Raw genomic sequence first — 16,181 nt, forward strand, 5'->3', positions numbered from 1 at the left:
GGCGATCACCCGTCGAGGCGCTCCTGCACCGTCTCGTAGGCGTCGTTCGCCTGCACGAGGAAGCGGAGGATGGTCTCGCGGTCACGCTCGTCCAGCTCGTCGATGAACCCCTCGAGCTCGGACGCGAGGAGCTCGGACGCCTGGCGGAGGACGTCCTGTCCGTCCGGGGTGATCGACACCACCGACGAGCGGCGGTCGGCCGGGTTCGGGCTGCGCTCGACGAACCCGGACCGCTCGAGACGGTCGAGCGCCGGCGTCACGCCGCCCGTGCTCATGCCGAGGCGCTCGGCGATCTGGCCGTTCGTCAGCCACCCGTCGAGGGAGAGCTCCGAGAGGATCGAGTACGAGGTCGAGTTGACGCCGGCGACCTTCGCCGCCGCTCCCGCCGCCCGCGTCTGTGTGATCGACAGCCGCGAGACGGCCACCAACAGCGTTTTCCCTTGAACCGTCACCGTGCGCCTTCCGTGTCTCGAGCGACCCGGTGTAGCAAATCACACTCCTGCCGCAAGCGCACAGGTTTTCGTACCGAGCCTCGGGCGAAATACCGTCAACGTGCCGCGTCGCGGAACGCGCGCCGGACGAGCTGCGCCGCGACGAAGAGCTGCAGGCCGGCGAAGCTCACCTCGACGACCCGGGTCGGCAGGGCGTTGACGAGCGCGACCCCGGCCACCGCCCCGGGGACGGCGAGCAGGCCGACGACGGCTGCGTCCCGGACCCGGAGGTTGCCGTAGCGGTGCTGGCGCACGGCGCCGACGAGGGCGACGGGGACGATGGCGAGCAGCGACGTCGCCTCCGCGTCGACCTGGCGCAGCCCGACGATCGCCACGAGCGCCGGGACGAAGAGCGCGCCGCCGCCGACGCCGAGCATCCCCGCGAGGAGGCCGGCGGCGATGCCGATGAGGACGACCTCGACCATGCCGTCAGCCGAGCAGGAGGTCCCCGGCGCTCACGACGAGCAGCACGGCGAAGCCGAGGGACACGAGCTTCGGGTCGACGCGCTGCTGCAGCCACGTCCCGGCGAGGACGCCGCCGACCGCGGGAAGCCCGATGAGCAGGCCGTCGCCGACGTGGAGGTTGCCGTAGGCGCCGTGGGCGACGGCCGCCGTCGCGGCGATCACGACGATCGCGCCGAGCGACGTCCCGGTGGCCTCGCGCTCGCCGTAGCCGAGCCAGAGGATGAGCAGCGGCACGATGACGACGCCGCCGCCCACGCCGAACAGCCCGCTGAACAGCCCGGCGGCCGTGCCGCAGATCGCGAGCAGGGTCATGCGGCGCCGGTCCATGCCCGCATCGTAGGTGGCGGGCCGCCCGCGGCCCTTCCCGCGCGCCGATCCGGCGGCTCCCGAGCGCCTTTACCTGCCGCGCAGAACGGCTCTGCCACACTGGTGGTGTGTCCGTGGCCGCCACCTCGCTCCACGACGCCCTGGGCCCGCTCCTCGCCGACCCGTCGGCCGCCGCGGTCCTCCTGGACGTCGACGGCACCCTTGCCCCGATCGTCCGCCACGCGGACGACGCGCACGTCCCCGAGGCGACGCGCCGCCCGCTCATCACCGTCGCACGCAGCTACGGCTTCGTCGGCTGCGTCAGCGGCCGACGCGCGGCGATCGCCCGGCGGATCGTGTCGCTCGGCTCGATCACCTACGTCGGCAACCACGGCAGCGAGGTCCTCCCCGGCGGCGCCTCGGAGACCGAGGTCGACGAGGAGGTCGCCGCCTGGACCGAGCGCGTGCGCGCGTTCGCCGCGGCCGAGCTCACCCGCGAGGACGTCCACCGCACGCGGGTCCGCGGTGAGGACAAGGAGGCGATCGCCGCCTTCCACTGGCGCGGCGCCCCCGACGAGGCGGCCGCCGAGGCCGTCGTCGAGGGCATCGCCGCGCGGGCGGACGGCGAGGGCTTCGCGCTGCACCGTGGCCGCAAGGTCCTCGAGGTCCGGCCGCCGGTCGCCCTGGACAAGGGGCGCGGCATCGAGCGCCTGCTCACGGGGCGGGGCCTGCGCGTCGCGCTGTACGCGGGCGACGACGTGACCGACGTCGACGCGTTCGCCGGACTGCGACGCCTCGTCGCCGCCGGCGAGCTCGAGGCCGCCGTCTGCGTCGGCGTGACCTCCGACGAGACCCCGGACGAGCTCGTCCGCGCCGCCGACCTGCTCGTCGACGGCCCCGCCGGCGTCCGCGAGCTGCTCACCGTGCTCGCCGACGCCGTCCGCGGCGGGGCGGTCGCGCCCGCCGGCGACCCCACCCCGGGGTAGCGCTTGCGGTTCGTCGACCTGCTCCGCACGACGGTGCTGCTCTGCGGCGCGGCCGCGACCGTCCTGGCCGTCGTCTGCGTCGCCGGCGCCACGCAGAACGCGGACGAGCAGCTCGTCCTCTACGCGACGGCGTGGTGGGTCATCGCGTCGATCCTCGGCTCCTTCCTCGGCCGCCGCAACGACGCGAGCCCGCCGATCGCCCGGCTCCTCGCGGACGCCAAGCAGGCGACGATGATGCCCGAGCAGCGGCCGGGCGCCGTCGTCCTCAACCGCCTGTGGCCGCTGCTCGTGGCGACCGTCGTCGCCGGGGCCCTCGCCGTCGTCGCCCCGCAGATCCCGGGGATCGCCGCCGGGTTCACGATCGTCTGGGCCCTCGCCTGGCGGCGGCAAGACAAGGCGGTCCAGGCCATCGAGGAGCGCGACGGCGTCCAGTACTACGTCGAGCGCACGTCGCCGCTCGCGCCGGCGCAGCTCGTCCGCATGCCGGGCCTCCGGCGCGAGATCCCGACGCGGGACGGCGTGCCGGGGGCCTGAGCGGCAGATCCCCCGGGCGGCGTGCGGTCTCGTGGGTCATATCCCCCCACTCGACCGCACGCCGCGCTGGGTCGACGGTTGCTGGGAGACTGCGAGCCGTGCCGAAGGACGTCCTGCTCGTGGCCCTCGGGTCGACCGCCGGCCTGCGCCGGGCGGAGGCGGGGTTCGCCGCGTCGCTCGCACGGGCGGGCGTGTCGGTCGCGACGGTGACGGCGGCGCCGCAGCGCGACGTGCGGACGCTCATGGCCACCGACCTCGTCTGGGCGCTCGCCGCGCGGCGGGCCGCCGTCGCCGGGATCGCGGAGCACGCGCCGCGCGCCGTCGTCTACTCGACGGTCACCGCGGCCCTGCTGTGGCCGCGCCCGGGCGCCATCCGCTTCGACGCGCCGGCGGCGGGCAACCGGCCCGGACGCCACGGCCTGTGGCAGCGGCCCCTGGAGCGCCGCCGGCTCGCCGCCGCGCCGCTCCTGCTGCCCCACGACGCCGCCGCGCTCGACGACCTCGGTCCCGCCGCGGCCGCGGCGCTGCGCGGCCGGGTCGTCGCGGTCCCGATCGCGGTGGACCCCTCGGGTCCGGCGGACGGGGTCCGCGACCTCGCCACGATCACCTACGGGACGAACCCGCACAAGAAGGGCCTGGACCGCGTGCTCGCCGCGTGGGCGCTCGCGCGCCGACCCGGCGAGGAGCTGCTCGTCGCCGGGATCGACGCGCTGCCGGACGGCCTCGGGCCTGCGCCGGAGGGTGTCCGCTGCACCGGCATGCTCGACGCCGCCGCCTACCGCGGGCTCCTGCGGCGGGCACGGGTCTTCGTCACCGCGCCGCGGCGGGAGGACCACGGGCTCGCGCAGCTCGAGGCGCTCGCGGACGGCTGCGCGCTCGTCACGACCGCGGCGCCCGGGCCCTACGCGGCCCTGCCCGCCGCCCGCGCCCTCGACCCGCGCTGGGTCCTGCCCGACGGGGCGGGCGCGGACGCGCTCGCGGCCGCGATCCGGACGGCGCTCGACGACCCGCCGGCGGACCTCGCCGTCCGCGGGCCCGCGGCGGTGGCCGAGCACGGGAGCGCGGCGATCGACCGCGCGGTGGCCGAGCGCGTGCTCCCGCGCCTGCTCGGCTGAGCCCGGGCCTCGCGGCGGCGGCGCGTCCGGGTCCGGGTCCGGGTCCGGGTCCGGGTCGGTTCAGCCCTGCTTGCGCAGGGCGTCAAGCTCGGTCCAGCTGCGCGTGTTCGCGACCTGCGCGGCGGTGAGCCAGGCGCGGCGCGCCGTCCCCACGCCCCAGCTCGTGACGCCGAGCTTCTCGGGGCCGTGGGCGTCCGAGTCGATGACGATGAGGACGCCGGCGGCGGCCGCGGCGCGCGCGTGGACGTCGTGGAGGTCGCGGCGGTCCGGGGCGGAGTTGATCTCCAGGAAGGTGCCGGTGCGGGCGGCCGCGTCGATGACCGCATCCATGTCGACGGCGTACGCCTGGCGCTGCTCGATCTTCCGGCCCGTCGGGTGCCCTAGGGCGTAGACCGACGGGTGCTCGAGCGCGGCGACGATCCGCTTCGTCATCGCCGCCTCGTCCATCGCGAACTGGGTGTGGACGGAGGCGACGACCCAGTCGAGCTCGGCGAGGAGGTCGTCGGCGTAGTCGAGCGAGCCGTCGGGGAGGATGTTCACCTCGCTGCCCGCGAGGACCGTGATGCCCTCGACCTCGGCGTCGACCTGGCGGACGCGCTCGATCTGCCGGCGCAGCTCGTCCGGGGAGACGTCGTTGCCGAAGCCGTGCGAGGCCGAGTGGTCGGTGATCGCGATGTAGTCCAGGCCCCGGTCGCGCGCCGCCTCGGCCATCTCGCGGATCGTGCCGCGCCCGTCCGAGGCGATCGTGTGCATGTGCAGATCGCCGCGGAGGTCCGCCTGCGTGACGAGCGCGGGGACGTCTGCGGCGGTGCGGAACGCGAGCTCGCCGCGGTCCTCGCGGAGCTCGGGCGGGATGAGCGGCAGCCCGAGCAGCGCGTAGACCTCCTCCTCGGTCGCGCAGCGGTGCGTCTCGCCGGTCGCGTCGTCGGTGATGCCGTACTCGCTGACGTGCAGGCCCTTGCGGACGGCGGCCGCCCGCAGCGCGAGGTTGTGGTTCTTCGAGCCCGTGAAGTGCTGCAGGAGGTTGCCGAGCTGGCCGGGCTCGACGACGCGCACGTCGATCGAGAGGCCGTTGTGGGTGACGCCCTTGACCGCGTTGTCGCCGACGGTGCCGGCGCTCTGCAGGTCGGGCAGGGCGGCGAACGCCTCGAGCAGCGCGCGCGGGTCCGAGGCGGTCGCGATGACGTCGAGGTCCTTCACCGAGTCGGCCATGCGCCGGGCGCTGCCGGCGACGTGGACCTCGTCCGAGGCCGGGTGCGCGCGGAGCGCGTCGACGATCGGGCCCGCGGTCTCCATCGCCCGGTGCAGCGGGACGCGGCGGGACCGCTCCTCGCCGTGCCCGGCGGCGATCGCGGCGAGGACCGCCTCCTCGAACTTCGGGCCGAAGCCCTTCACGCCGCGGAGCTTCTGCTCCTGCGCGGCCGTCGCGAGCGCGTCGAGCGAGTCGATGCCGAGCTCGTCGTAGAGCTTGCGCGCCCGCTTCGGGCCGAGGCCGGGGAGGCGCGTCATCGCGAGCAGGCCGGGCGGGAACTTCGCGCGGAGCTTCTCGAGCGCCGGGATCGTGCCGGTGTCGAGCAGGGCCTTGAGCTTCTCCTCGAGCGTCTTCCCGATGCCGGGCAGCTCGGTCACCGTGCCCGCACGCGTGAGGGCGGCGACGGAGCGCGTGGCGTCGCGGACGGCCTTCGCGCCGTTGCGGTAGGCGAGGACGCGGTGCACGATCGCACCGTCGAGCTCGTAGAGGTCGCCGAGCTCGTCGATGATCTCGGCGATCCGGGCGTTGGGCAGATCGGGGGCGGGCTCGGCCATCGGCGTCCAAGCCTACGCCCCGGCGTCCGTGGCCCGGCGCGCACCTCAAGCTCGGTGCGTCACGCGCCGATGCACGTCGTCCATGCCCCGTTCCGAGTTCGCGTTCGTCCAGGGAGTCCGTGACACGCGCGGGGCCCTCGTCCGCTGGAACCGCGACCCTTGGCCGATCCTGCGCGGCTGGCTCGTGTGGTCGGCCGTCGTCGCCGCCGGGCTCCTGTGGTCGGTGTGGGTCATCGGCAGCGTGACGGCCCCGGGCTCCGGGGCGGGGAGTTACCTGCCGGGCTTCAACGCCCCCGCGCATCTCAGCGACGTCGGGCACGTCCTCTTCCGCAACTCGCTCGTCCTCGCGCTGCACTCGTTCGCCTGCGTCGCGGGCTTCATCGCCGGCAGCTCGCTCCCTGAGCAGGCCGAGGGGTACGGGCGCTTCATGCGCCGCGCGCACGATCACATCGGGCGCGGCGCGATCATCTTCGTCATCTGCGCGACGACGTTCTCGCTCGTCACCCAGGCGCTCTCGATCGGGCACGCCGCCGCGACCCTCGCGGCGGCGAACCACATGTCGGTCGGCGTCCTCCTCGTCGGCCTGCTCCCGCACGCGATCCCCGAGCTCATCGCGCTGTTCCTCCCGCTCGCCGCGTGGCTCGTCGCGAGCCGTCGCGGGGACTGGCACGAGCTGCTCGCCGCGACCTTCGTCACGACCGCGCTTGCCGCCCCCGTCCTCGTCCTCGCGGCGTTCATCGAGGTCTACGTCAGCCCGCACCTCCTGCTGGCGCTACGCGGCTGAACGCGGCGTTTCACCACGTCCCCGCCGGGGATAGGCTCGGGGCATCGGCTCGCCGCCGAGCGGGGGCACTTCACTTTGTATAGTGGAGTCCAGCGCCAATCCGAAGGAGACCAAATGGGCAGTCTGCAGGATGTCACCGATTCCAACTTCCAGGCCGAGGTCATCGAGTCCGACCAGCCGGTGCTCGTCGACTTCTGGGCTCCCTGGTGCGGTCCCTGCCGGATGGTCGGCCCGGTCCTCGAGGAGATCGCCGGCGAGCGCCCCGATCTGAAGATCGTGAAGCTCAACGTCGACGAGAACCAGGGCGTCGCGGTGAAGTACGAGGTCCTCTCGATCCCGACCATGATCCTCTTCAAGGCCGGCGCTCCGGCGAAGAAGATCATCGGCGCGTACCCGAAGAAGAAGCTCGAGGCCGAGCTCGCGCCGGTCCTCTCCTAGCCCCGCGCCGCCGGGACCCGGACAGCCCCACCCCGGTGGGGCGCCGTCGGGTCCCGGCCTCCGTGTGCGCCGTCAGCGCACGAGCTCGGCGGTCGTCACCCGTGCCTCCGGGTCCGCGCGACCCCGGGTGAAGCGCAGCCGCTCCCGCGCGAGCGCGTTGTGCACCCGACGCGGGTCACCGAGCGCGGTCGGCGCGACCGTCCCGTCGGCCTTGAGCACGCGGTGCGCGCCCGGGCAGCCGAGGCGCTCCAGGCGCGCGTTCACGCCCAGCGCCTGCCGCGGCACGCCGCCGGCCGCCTCGCACACGTCGCCGTAGCTCATCCAGCGGCCGGGCGGGATCGCGCCCACCACCGCGGTCAGGGTCTCGTCGTCCATCGGGTCCTCCGTCGTAGGGGTCTCCCCTACTAGATGGTTCGTTCCACGGCGGGGGCGGAGGAGTCGGGTAGGCAGGTGACATAAGCAGGCAGGTCGAAGTCGGCGGTGCTATCTCGCCAACGCCGACCCTGGGGGCCTCGATGGACGCCGACCTCGACCTGCTGCTGATCGCTGTTTACTGCACCTGCGACGATCTCCTGCCTGCGAAGGGCAAGAACGCCAAACGGATCTTGACCGACGCGGAGGTCGTCACGTTGAGCGTGGCTCAGCAGGTACTGCGGATCAGCTCTGACGAGCAGTTCTGGGCGATGGCACCGCATCGCTTGGGGCACCTGTTCCCGCGACTGCCCAAGCGCCCGGGTTTCGTCAAACGCCGCCAGCGCCTGTCGGACAAAATCGAAGCGCTGATCCTCGAGTTCGCCCGCCACACCAACGGCTTTGACGACGACCTGCTCGTGGTCGACAGCACACCGGTCGAATGCGGTCGCTCGGTCGAAACGACGCGCCGCAGCGCCCTGGGCAACGCCGCGGAGTACGGCTACTGCGCCAGCCATTCCCGCTTCTTCTGGGGCTTCCGCCTGCACGGCCTGTTCGCGACCGACGGCACTCCACGCGCCCTTGCCCTGACCTCCCCGAAAACGGGCGAACGAGACGTCGCGCTGGACATGCTCGCCCGCTGCCACCGCAACGGCCCGGTCACCGTCATCGGCGACAAGGGCTACTCCGGCCGCGACTTCCACGCCCAAGCCTCCGCGCTCGGCGCCACGATCGTCCGCCCCCGACGCAAGGACGAGGCCGGCAAAGAGCCGCACCTGGCCCCGATCCGGCAATGCGTGGAATCGATCTTCTGGACATGCAAAGACATGCTCAACCTCGAGGACCACCGCGCCCGCGAGCTCCACACGCTCCGCACCCGCCTGGCCGCCAAGTTCCTCGCTCTCACCGCCGCGATCGCTCTCAACGAACGCCTCGGCCGCCCACCACGCAACCTCACTGCCTACTACGCCTGACCGATCCGTGGAACGAACCATCTAGGTCCGAGGCGCGCGAACTCGGCCCCCCTCAGGCCATCCGGAGATGTGAATGAAGGTTCAGGGGGTCCATGGCCCCCTGAATCTCCATTCACCTTCGGTCGAGCCGCCCGCGCCGGCGCCCGCGCCCGCGTTCGCCGCGCCAGCCCGCCGCGCCCGCGCCCGCCGCGCCCGCGGCGAGCCGCCCGACCCCGCCCCCTCAGGCGGTGCGGATCGCCAGGTGGAGGGGGAGGCCGTCGATGCTCACGTCGGTGCTGCCCGCGGCGGCGCCGTCACCCGCGCCGTCGAAGCTCATCGCCGTGGCGAGGACCTCGCCGGCGATCCACGCCTGCCATTCGGTCGCCGCCGCGACGAGCGCCTCGTCGCCCTCGAGCGCGAGCGTGATGCGGTCACCGACGTTGAGCCCCGAGTCCTTGCGGAGGTTCTGCACGGCGCGGACGACCTCGCGGGCCCAGCCCTCGCGGCGCAGGTCCTCGTCGATCGTGAGGTCCAGGGCGACGGCGTGGTTGCCCTCGCGCTCGACCTCGTAGCCCTCCAGCGGCTGCATGACGAGGCTCACGTCCTCGGCGCCGAGCTCGTGCTCGCGGCCGTCGACGAAGACGCCGAACGTGCGACCCTCGCGGATCGCGGCGGCGACGTGCCCCGCGTCGAGCGCGGCGATCGCCGCCGCGGCGGCCGGCATGTGCTTGCCGAACCGCGGCCCGAGCGCGCGGTAGTTCGCCTTCAGCTCGTAGGAGCCGAGCTCGTCGGCGGAGTCGATGAACCGCAGCGCGCGCACGTTGAGCTCGTCGCGGATCATCGCGTCGTGGGCGCCGATCGCCTCGCGCTCGCGCCCGGTGGCGACGATGACCGCCTCGGCCAGCGGCTGGCGGACCTTGATCTTCGACATGCCGCGGGCCTTCAGCCCGAGGCGCACCGCGTCGCGCGCGATCGCCATGTCCTCCTCGAGCGCGAGGTCGCGCGGCCCGGCGACCGGCCAGTCGGCGAGGTGGACGGAGTCCAGCGCGCCCGCGTCCCCCTCGGTCAGGCCGCAGAAGATCGCGTCCGAGATGAACGGGGTGAACGGCGCCAGGAGCCGGGAGACCGTCTCCAGGCACTCGCGGAGGGTCGCGAACGCCCCGGGGTCGCCCGCGAAGAACCGCGGCCGCGAACGGCGCACGTACCAGTTGGAGAGGTCGTCGACGAAGGCGCCGATCGCCCGGCCGGCGAACGTCGCGTCGAACGCGTCGAGCCGCTCGGTGACCTCCTCGACCGTCGCCGCCAGGCGCGAGAGGACCCAGCGGTCGAGCTCGGTCTCCGTCGCCTCGACGTCCTCGACGCGGTAGAGCTGCAGGAACGCGTACGTGTTCCACAGCTGGCGCAGGAACAGCCGGACGCCCTCGCCGATCGCGTCGGTCGAGAAGCGGTAGCCGTCCCACGGCTGCTTGGAGGTGAAGAAGTACCAGCGGAAGGCGTCGGCGCCGTACTGGTCGATGACCGGCATCGGCTCGACGATGTTGCCCTTGGACTTCGACATCTTCTCGTCGTTCTCGTCCCGGATGTGCCCGAGGCAGACGACGTTCTCGTACGGCGCGCGGTCGAAGAGCAGCGTGTTCACGGCGAGCAGCGAGTAGAACCAGCCGCGCGTCTGGTCGATCGCCTCGCAGATGTACTGGGCGGGGAACTGGTCCTCGAACGTCGCCTGCCCGGCGGGGTCGATCGGCGCGTGGTGCTGCGCGAACGGCATGCAGCCGGAGTCAAACCACACGTCGATGACCTCGGGGACGCGCGTCAGCGTCGCGCCGGTCACCGGGTGCGGGAACGTCACGTCGTCGACGAACGGCCGGTGGGGGTCGTCGAGCTTCACGCCCGAGAGCTCCTCGAGCTCGGCGAGCGACCCGACGACGTGGATGTCGGCGCCGTCCTCGCTGCGCCAGACCGGGAGCGGCGTGCCCCAGTAGCGCTCGCGCGAGACCGCCCAGTCGATGTTGTTCTCGAGCCAGTTGCCGAAGCGCCCGTGCTTGATGTGCTCCGGGTGCCAGCCGATCGTCTCGTTCGCGTCGAGCAGCTGCTGCCGGTGGCCGGAGGTGCCGACGAACCAGCTCGGCTTCGCGTAGTAGATGAGCGGCGTGCCGCAGCGCCAGCAGTGCGGGTAGGAGTGCTCGTACGCGTCGACCTTCAGCAGCCGCCCGTCGGCGCGCAGGCGGTCGACGATGTCGCCGTCCACGTCCTTCACGTGACGGCCCGCGTAGTCGGTGATGCGCTCGTCGTAGCGGCCGTCGAGCCCGACGGGGTTCACGACGGTGAGCCCGGCGGACGTCCCGAGGCGGTAGTCGTCCTCGCCGAAGGCGATCGCGGTGTGGACGATGCCGGTGCCGTCGTCGGCCGTGACGAAGTCGGCCGGGAGGACCGAGTGCGCGCGCTCGCCCCACGCCGACGAGGCGATGAAGTGGAAGGGCGGGTCGTAGCGCGCGCCCTCGAACGTCTCGCCCGCGAACGTCTCGTGGACGACGGCGCCCTCGCCGAGGACGCGCTCGACGAGCCCCGCCGCGAGGACGCAGACCTCCTCCGACCCGGCCGCCGACGCCCGGACGTACTCGAGCTCCGGCGCGACGGCGACGGCGGCGTTCGACGGGAGCGTCCACGGCGTCGTCGTCCACACGAGCAGCTGGTCGCCCGCGACGACGGGGCCGGCGCCGGTCGTCACCGGGAGCTTCACGTAGACCGACTGGTCGACGACGTCCTTGTAGCCCTGCGCGACCTCGTGCGAGCTCAGCGCCGTGCCGCAGCGCGTGCAGTACGGGACGACCTTGTGGCCCTCGAACAGCAGGTCCTTCTCGCTCAGCGTCTTCAGCGCCCACCAGACGGACTCGACGTAGCTCGCGTCGAGCGTGCGGTACGGGTGCTCGAGATCGACCCAGAAGCCGATCCGCTCGGTGAGGCGGTCCCACTCCTCGAGGAACGTGAAGACGGACTCGCGGCACTTCTGGTTGAACGCCTCGATCCCGTAGGCCTCGATGTCGTTCTTGTTGTGGAGCCCGAGCTCCTTCTCGACCTGGATCTCGACCGGCAGGCCGTGGCAGTCCCAGCCGCCCTTGCGCTCGACGCGGTAGCCGCGCATCGTGCGGAAGCGCGGGTAGATGTCCTTGAAGGCGCGCGCGAGCACGTGGTGGCTACCCGGCATGCCGTTCGCCGTCGGCGGCCCCTCGTAGAAGACCCAGGGCTCGGCGCCCGCCCGGCGCTCGATCGACTGGCGGAAGACGTCGCGATCGCGCCAGCGCCGGAGGATCTCCTCCTCGAGCGCGGGAAAGGACTGGGCGGGATCGACGGCCTGGGACATGGGTGCCGCCATTCTCGCAAGGTGCGGGGCCCGCGGCCCTCGCGGGGGCGGCGGCGGCGTCCGGCGTGGTCCGGCGCGGGGCGTCGCTCAGCCGGCGAGGCGGGCGCCGCGCGCCGCCGAGGACTCCGCGTCCCCGAGGCCGAGCGTGTCCGCGCGGCCGTCGACGTGCGCGAGCACGAGCTCGCGGGCGGCGAGCGGCTGGTCGCCGAGCGAGGCGACGGTCGACCCCGAGATGCCGCCGCGGGCGCTGAGCGCGCCGCGGTAGTCCAGGACGGTGACGCGGTCGCCGCAGGCGCGGCGGACGGCGAAGACGAGGCGGCCGAGCTCGTCGAGCGAGGCGCGGCGGCCGGTGAGGACGACGATCCGCGGGTCGAGCGCCGTGAGGGCGTGCGTCAGGCGGTTCGGGTCGAGCGTCGCGGTGAGCGTCAGCGTGCGCAGGCCGCTGCGGCGCAGGACGAGCTCGAGCGCCTGCGCGTGCAGCGCGTCCATGTCGACCGGGCGCGAGGCGTCGAAGAGCAGGACGCTCGAGGGACGGCTCGCGGGCGGCGCGACGCGCTGCTGGGCGGCGAGCCAGCCGGCGGTCCAGCGCCAGGCGAAGCCGAACTCGGCGGTCTCGCCGAGGCCGTCCTCGTCGAGGGCGGCGACCGACGGGAGCATGACCTCCTCGACGGTGCGCTCCATCGAGCGGACGGTGAGCGACTCCTCGACGATGCGGTCGGCCTCGCCGTCGTCGAAGCGGTTGAAGGCGGACTTCAGGCGGGCCGGGGTCGCGGGGCCGGCGCCGCGCTCGCGGGCGATCGAGATGGCGGACGAGACGTTGTGCGTCTCCTCGAACGCGCTCCGCAGGGCCTCGACCTCCGCGAGGTCGAACTGCCGGTGCCCGCCGGCGGTGCGCCGCGGCTCCGGGAAGCCGAAGCGGCGCTCCCACGAGCGCAGCGTGTTCGGGCTGACCCCGAGCATGGCCGCGGCGGCATTGGTCCGGATGGCGGGCATGGGCGGATGATCGGCGCGGCTGCCCCGTCCCGCAACCTGTGCAGCGGTACGTGCAGATGGGGAGGTTTGCCGAGCTTTCAGACTTCGTCGTCGTCGAGGACGAGGACGACGGCCCGCGGCGGCCCGCAGGCGCCCATGCGCACGACGTAGCGGATGCCCCACTCGCCGGCCGGCCGGACGACCGCCCGTTCGACGCCGCCGGCCGCGCCGGCCGCGGCGAGGACGCCGCCGACGAGCGTGTCGAGGCTCACGCCCTCGGCCTGGGCGGGGACGAGCAGCTCGGCGAGGGACCGCCCGACGATGTCGGGCTCGTCGACCCCGAGCAGCGCCTCGGCCGCGCGGGAGACGGCGCAGATGCCGAGCGCCTGGTCGACGATGAGCGACGGCTGGTCATGACGCGGCGCGACCGTGGCCGCGGCGCTGAGCACCATGCCGAGGTCGCACGAGGTGCAGATGCGGTGGTCCTCCTCCGGCGCGGGGCGGTGCCCGCAGTACCCGCAGAAGCGGACCTCGGGGGCCGCCTCGTGCGGGGTGGGGACGACACGCAGGACGGGACGGGGACTCATGAGGCGTTGCGCTCCTGGAGCGCCTCGCGAGCGGCGTAGAGATCGACCGTGGACAAGCTGGGTGCCTCCGTGCGGGCGGCGCTGTCGAGCAGCGCCAGGATTTCTCGATGGGCGGCCGACGGCGAGATGCTGAGGGCCTGCGATCCGGTCGTCCTCACCCGCGAGGTGGACCGGTGGAAGAGGGTGACCGGCAGGGTCCCCGCGCTGACGCGGGCGCGGTAGGCCCACCGTGCGACGAGCTCGTCGGACTCCGAGCCGCCGGCGACGACGACGAGGTCGGGACGGAAGGCGGCGAGGGCCTCGCCGAGCCCGGCGACCCCGCTGACCGGCAGCGTGATGATGCGGGCGCCGGCGCGGGCGAGGAAGAGCTCCAGGGCCCGCAGGTGCAGGTCCTGCAGGTCGATCCGGCCGCCCGTGGCGTCGCCGATGAGGATGCCCATGCGCCGGGTCGGCGGGGGCGTCATGCGCTGCGCTCGGCGCAGCCAGTCCTGGGCCCACTGCGCGGAGAACGACCAGGGCGCCGAATCCTCGCCGTGCTGGCCCGCGAGCTCCACGAGCGACGGGAGGAGGACCTCCTCGACGGCGCGGTCGACGGTGCGGAGCGCGAGCGCGGCGGCCATCGCGGCGTCCGCGCGCGTGAGCTCGTAGGCGTTGAGCGCCCCTGTGAGCATCTGCGTGTCGGCCTGGAGCGACTCCTGCGCGCGGGAGACCGCCGACGAGATCGACAGCCCCTCCTTGAGGGCATCGCGGAGCGCGGCGACCTCGCCGAACGTGTACATGCGGTGCTGACCCGCGGTGCGCGCAGGCTTGGGGTAGCCGAACCGTCGCTCCCACGCGCGCAGCGTGTTGGGGCTCACGTTCAACATCTGCGCCGCTTCAGAGGTCTTCAGGGTCCGCACGTGACCTCCCATCAAATCGAGCGGCGAGCATACCGCCACGAATTCCCCCAACTTTGCAATGGTTCCTGTGCAAACTCTGTGCAAAACCTCTCGGCTACGCCATCCGGTCGCAAAAGTGGTGTCTCCCCACGCCTCAATGAACCTTTACATAGGAGCAAAAACATGCCCATCGGCTCGCGCTAGATCCTGTTGAATCCATCGTCCGGTGTCCACCCCCGCCCCCGCCCGGCGCGATTCCCCCGTCCCACGCCCCGTCCTGGCGTCCGCCATCTCGGCGCTGCTGCTCCTCGGCTCCGTCGCCTGGGCCGTCGTCACCGCGGATGCGTTCCCGCCCGTGGCAGCGATCCTGCTGGCGGCGGCGTGCGCATCGGAGATCCTCGCCGTCCGGTTCCCGGGCCGCTTCGTCGTCACGGGCTGGGACTGGTGCTACCTCCTGGCGATCTTCTTCCCCGGCGGCGCCGCGGCGATCGCGGGCGTCGTGGCGGCGACGCTCGCCGGCTGGCTCTTCGACCGCTACCGGCTCCCGTCGCTGCTGCTCAACCTCGCGGCCGTGGCCGGCCCGGTCGTCGTCGGCAGCCTGCTCTTCGACCACCTGGACGGGCCGCTGGGCTTCCTCCCCGCGACCGTCGCGGCGACGCTCGCGGTCATCGGGCTCCACATCGTCGTCGCGTTCGGCCTCATCGGGCTGCTCGACGGCGTCCGGCTCACCCGGTCGCTCGGGCGCGCCCGCACGATCGCCGTCCCGTTCGGCCTCCAGGCCGCGTTCGCGATCGGGCTCGCCGGGGTCTACCGGCGGTACGGCGTCGAGGCGGTGTTCGTCGCCGTCGTCTTCGGCGGCGCGTTCGTCTACATGACGCAGCTGCTCGTCGTCGCGCGCGAGCGGGCGACCGCGCACGCGAACCTCAGCTGGGGGGTCCTCAGCGGCCTCATCCGGACCCTCGAGATGCGCGACCCGCGCTCCGCCCGCCACTGCGCCGCCGTCGCCCGCTTCAGCCGCGACATCGCGCGGGCGGCGGGGCTGTCGAAGGCCGACCAGGACCTCGCGCACACCGCCGGGCTGCTGCACGACATCGGGAAGTTCGCGCTGTCGGACCGCGTCCTCGACGGCGACGGGCTGACCGAGGCGGACTGGCGGGCGATCCGCCGCCACCCCGCCATCGGCGCCGACCTCCTGAAGGACATCTCCGTGTACGGGCCGGTCGGCGAGATCGTCGGCGCGCACCACGAGCGCTGGGACGGGCGGGGCTACCCGAACCGCATCGCCGGCGAGGACATCCCGGAGATCGCGCGGATCGTCGCCGTCGCCGAGGTCTACGACACGCTCACCGCGCCGGACACGTACCGGACGCCGAAGAACTCGTTCGAGGCGCTGAACACCCTGCGCGAGGCGTCCGGGCGCCAGTTCGACCCGCGCTTCGTCGAGGCGCTCGCGACGGTGCTCGCCGGCCGGGACGTCGCCTACCGCCACGCGGACGACGCGGACTTCGACGCCGAGCTCGACATCCAGCGCCGCATGAGCGAGGCCGCGAGCACCTGATGGGGCGCCGGGCTGCCGCGCTCGCGAGCGCGGTGTTCTTCCTCCTCGGCCCCGGGCTCGAGGCCGGGGCCGGCCCGGCGCTGCTCACCGGCGGCTTCGCGCGTGGCGACGACCTGCCCGTGCAGCCGGCGTGGTCGGTGCTCGGCGCGCTGCTCGTCTGCGCCGGGCTGCTCGTCGTCGTCCGCGCGTTCGTCGCCTTCGTCCTCGAGGGACGCGGGTCCCCGACGCCGGCGGCGCCGACCGGGGCGCTCGTCGTGAGCGGGGCCTACCGCTGGGTCCGCAACCCGATGTACGTCGCGACCGCGGCGGTGGTCGTCGGGGAGGGACTGCTGCTCGCCCGGCCGGTGCTGTTCGTCGCCGCGGCGGCGTACGTCGCGACGCTCGCGCTCGTCACGCGGCGCATCGAGGAGCCGGCGCTCGCCCGTCGCTTCGGGCCGGCCTACGCCGAGTACCGCGCGGCGGTGCCCGGCTGGTGGCCGCGGCGGCGGCCGTGGTCACCCCCCGCGACGCCCGTCGACTGACAGCTCACGCAGACC

17 protein-coding genes are annotated in these 16,181 nt (G+C 73.6%); 8 read left to right on the top strand and 9 right to left on the bottom strand.

Annotated elements, in window-relative coordinates; all coding sequences use genetic code 11:
- Window positions 1-5: 5 nt before the first annotated feature.
- From NBH00_RS24305 to NBH00_RS24315, 3 genes are all read right to left on the bottom strand, one after another.
- Window positions 6-425 carry a MarR family winged helix-turn-helix transcriptional regulator gene (locus NBH00_RS24305; protein WP_254571149.1) on the bottom strand — a complete coding sequence of 140 codons (420 nt, stop codon included), beginning with the start codon at window positions 423-425 and terminating at the stop codon, window positions 6-8.
- 122 nt (window positions 426-547) lie between these two features.
- Window positions 548-916 carry a sulfite exporter TauE/SafE family protein gene (locus NBH00_RS24310; protein WP_254571150.1) on the bottom strand — a complete coding sequence of 123 codons (369 nt, stop codon included), beginning with the start codon at window positions 914-916 and terminating at the stop codon, window positions 548-550.
- 4 nt (window positions 917-920) lie between these two features.
- Window positions 921-1,283, bottom strand: coding sequence for a sulfite exporter TauE/SafE family protein (locus NBH00_RS24315; RefSeq protein WP_254571151.1), 363 nt, complete (start codon window positions 1,281-1,283; stop codon window positions 921-923).
- Between the two features lie 113 nt (window positions 1,284-1,396).
- On the opposite strand from NBH00_RS24315, the gene otsB reads away from it, so the two are divergent.
- The 3 genes from otsB (at window position 1,397) to NBH00_RS24330 (ending at window position 3,897) form a co-directional block, all read left to right on the top strand.
- Window positions 1,397-2,248: a trehalose-phosphatase gene (otsB, locus tag NBH00_RS24320; RefSeq protein ID WP_254571152.1), complete on the top strand. Its 852-nt coding sequence runs from the start codon at window positions 1,397-1,399 to the stop codon at window positions 2,246-2,248.
- Window positions 2,249-2,251: 3 nt separating this feature from the next.
- Window positions 2,252-2,782: a hypothetical protein gene (locus tag NBH00_RS24325; RefSeq protein WP_254571153.1), complete on the top strand. Its 531-nt coding sequence runs from the start codon at window positions 2,252-2,254 to the stop codon at window positions 2,780-2,782.
- A 98-nt stretch (window positions 2,783-2,880) separates the two neighbouring features.
- Entirely contained in the window at window positions 2,881-3,897 is a 1,017-nt protein-coding gene (locus NBH00_RS24330; protein WP_254571154.1) for a glycosyltransferase, read from the top strand.
- A 60-nt stretch (window positions 3,898-3,957) separates the two neighbouring features.
- Here the strand turns inward: NBH00_RS24330 and polX are convergent, their stop codons facing one another.
- Window positions 3,958-5,703 (bottom strand): DNA polymerase/3'-5' exonuclease PolX, encoded by a 1,746-nt coding sequence (gene polX, locus NBH00_RS24335; protein ID WP_254571155.1) that lies wholly within the window; start codon window positions 5,701-5,703, stop codon window positions 3,958-3,960.
- An 82-nt stretch (window positions 5,704-5,785) separates the two neighbouring features.
- Here polX and NBH00_RS24340 point away from each other — a divergent pair, with 82 nt between their 5' ends.
- Window positions 5,786-6,487 (top strand): stage II sporulation protein M, encoded by a 702-nt coding sequence (locus NBH00_RS24340; RefSeq protein ID WP_254571156.1) that lies wholly within the window; start codon window positions 5,786-5,788, stop codon window positions 6,485-6,487.
- A 114-nt stretch (window positions 6,488-6,601) separates the two neighbouring features.
- Complete coding sequence (trxA, locus tag NBH00_RS24345; RefSeq protein ID WP_254571157.1) at window positions 6,602-6,925, top strand: thioredoxin; 324 nt, start codon at window positions 6,602-6,604, stop codon at window positions 6,923-6,925.
- 72 nt (window positions 6,926-6,997) lie between these two features.
- Here the strand turns inward: trxA and NBH00_RS24350 are convergent, their stop codons facing one another.
- Entirely contained in the window at window positions 6,998-7,300 is a 303-nt protein-coding gene (locus tag NBH00_RS24350; RefSeq protein ID WP_254571158.1) for an MGMT family protein, read from the bottom strand.
- A 140-nt stretch (window positions 7,301-7,440) separates the two neighbouring features.
- On the opposite strand from NBH00_RS24350, the gene NBH00_RS24355 reads away from it, so the two are divergent.
- The gene (locus NBH00_RS24355; RefSeq protein WP_254569017.1) at window positions 7,441-8,310 is read left to right on the top strand and encodes an IS982 family transposase; all 870 of its coding nucleotides are present in this window, start codon (window positions 7,441-7,443) and stop codon (window positions 8,308-8,310) included.
- Window positions 8,311-8,530: 220 nt separating this feature from the next.
- Here the strand turns inward: NBH00_RS24355 and ileS are convergent, their stop codons facing one another.
- The 4 genes from ileS to NBH00_RS24375 form a co-directional block, all read right to left on the bottom strand.
- The gene (gene ileS / locus NBH00_RS24360) at window positions 8,531-11,650 is read right to left on the bottom strand and encodes an isoleucine--tRNA ligase (RefSeq protein ID WP_254571159.1); all 3,120 of its coding nucleotides are present in this window, start codon (window positions 11,648-11,650) and stop codon (window positions 8,531-8,533) included.
- 87 nt (window positions 11,651-11,737) lie between these two features.
- Window positions 11,738-12,643: a MerR family transcriptional regulator gene (locus tag NBH00_RS24365; RefSeq protein ID WP_254571160.1), complete on the bottom strand. Its 906-nt coding sequence runs from the start codon at window positions 12,641-12,643 to the stop codon at window positions 11,738-11,740.
- Between the two features lie 77 nt (window positions 12,644-12,720).
- On the bottom strand, window positions 12,721-13,209 hold the full coding sequence (locus NBH00_RS24370) for a PAS domain-containing protein (protein WP_254571161.1): 489 nt from the start codon (window positions 13,207-13,209) through the stop codon (window positions 12,721-12,723).
- Window positions 13,206-14,120, bottom strand: a complete 915-nt coding sequence (locus tag NBH00_RS24375) for a MerR family DNA-binding transcriptional regulator (RefSeq protein ID WP_302182669.1) — start codon at window positions 14,118-14,120, stop codon at window positions 13,206-13,208. Before NBH00_RS24375 ends, NBH00_RS24370 begins: the two co-directional genes overlap by 4 nt.
- Window positions 14,121-14,313: 193 nt before the next feature.
- Here NBH00_RS24375 and NBH00_RS24380 point away from each other — a divergent pair, with 193 nt between their 5' ends.
- Both NBH00_RS24380 and NBH00_RS24385 read left to right on the top strand, forming a co-directional pair.
- A complete protein-coding gene (locus tag NBH00_RS24380) occupies window positions 14,314-15,645 on the top strand; it encodes an HD-GYP domain-containing protein (protein WP_254571163.1) in 1,332 nt (443 codons plus the stop codon).
- Entirely contained in the window at window positions 15,645-16,166 is a 522-nt protein-coding gene (locus NBH00_RS24385; RefSeq protein ID WP_254571164.1) for a methyltransferase family protein, read from the top strand. The genes NBH00_RS24380 and NBH00_RS24385 overlap by 1 nt, the downstream gene beginning before the upstream one ends.
- Window positions 16,167-16,181 lie beyond the last annotated feature (15 nt).

The organism is Paraconexibacter antarcticus, assembly GCF_024220175.1.
Taxonomy (GTDB): domain Bacteria; phylum Actinomycetota; class Thermoleophilia; order Solirubrobacterales; family Solirubrobacteraceae; genus Paraconexibacter; species Paraconexibacter antarcticus.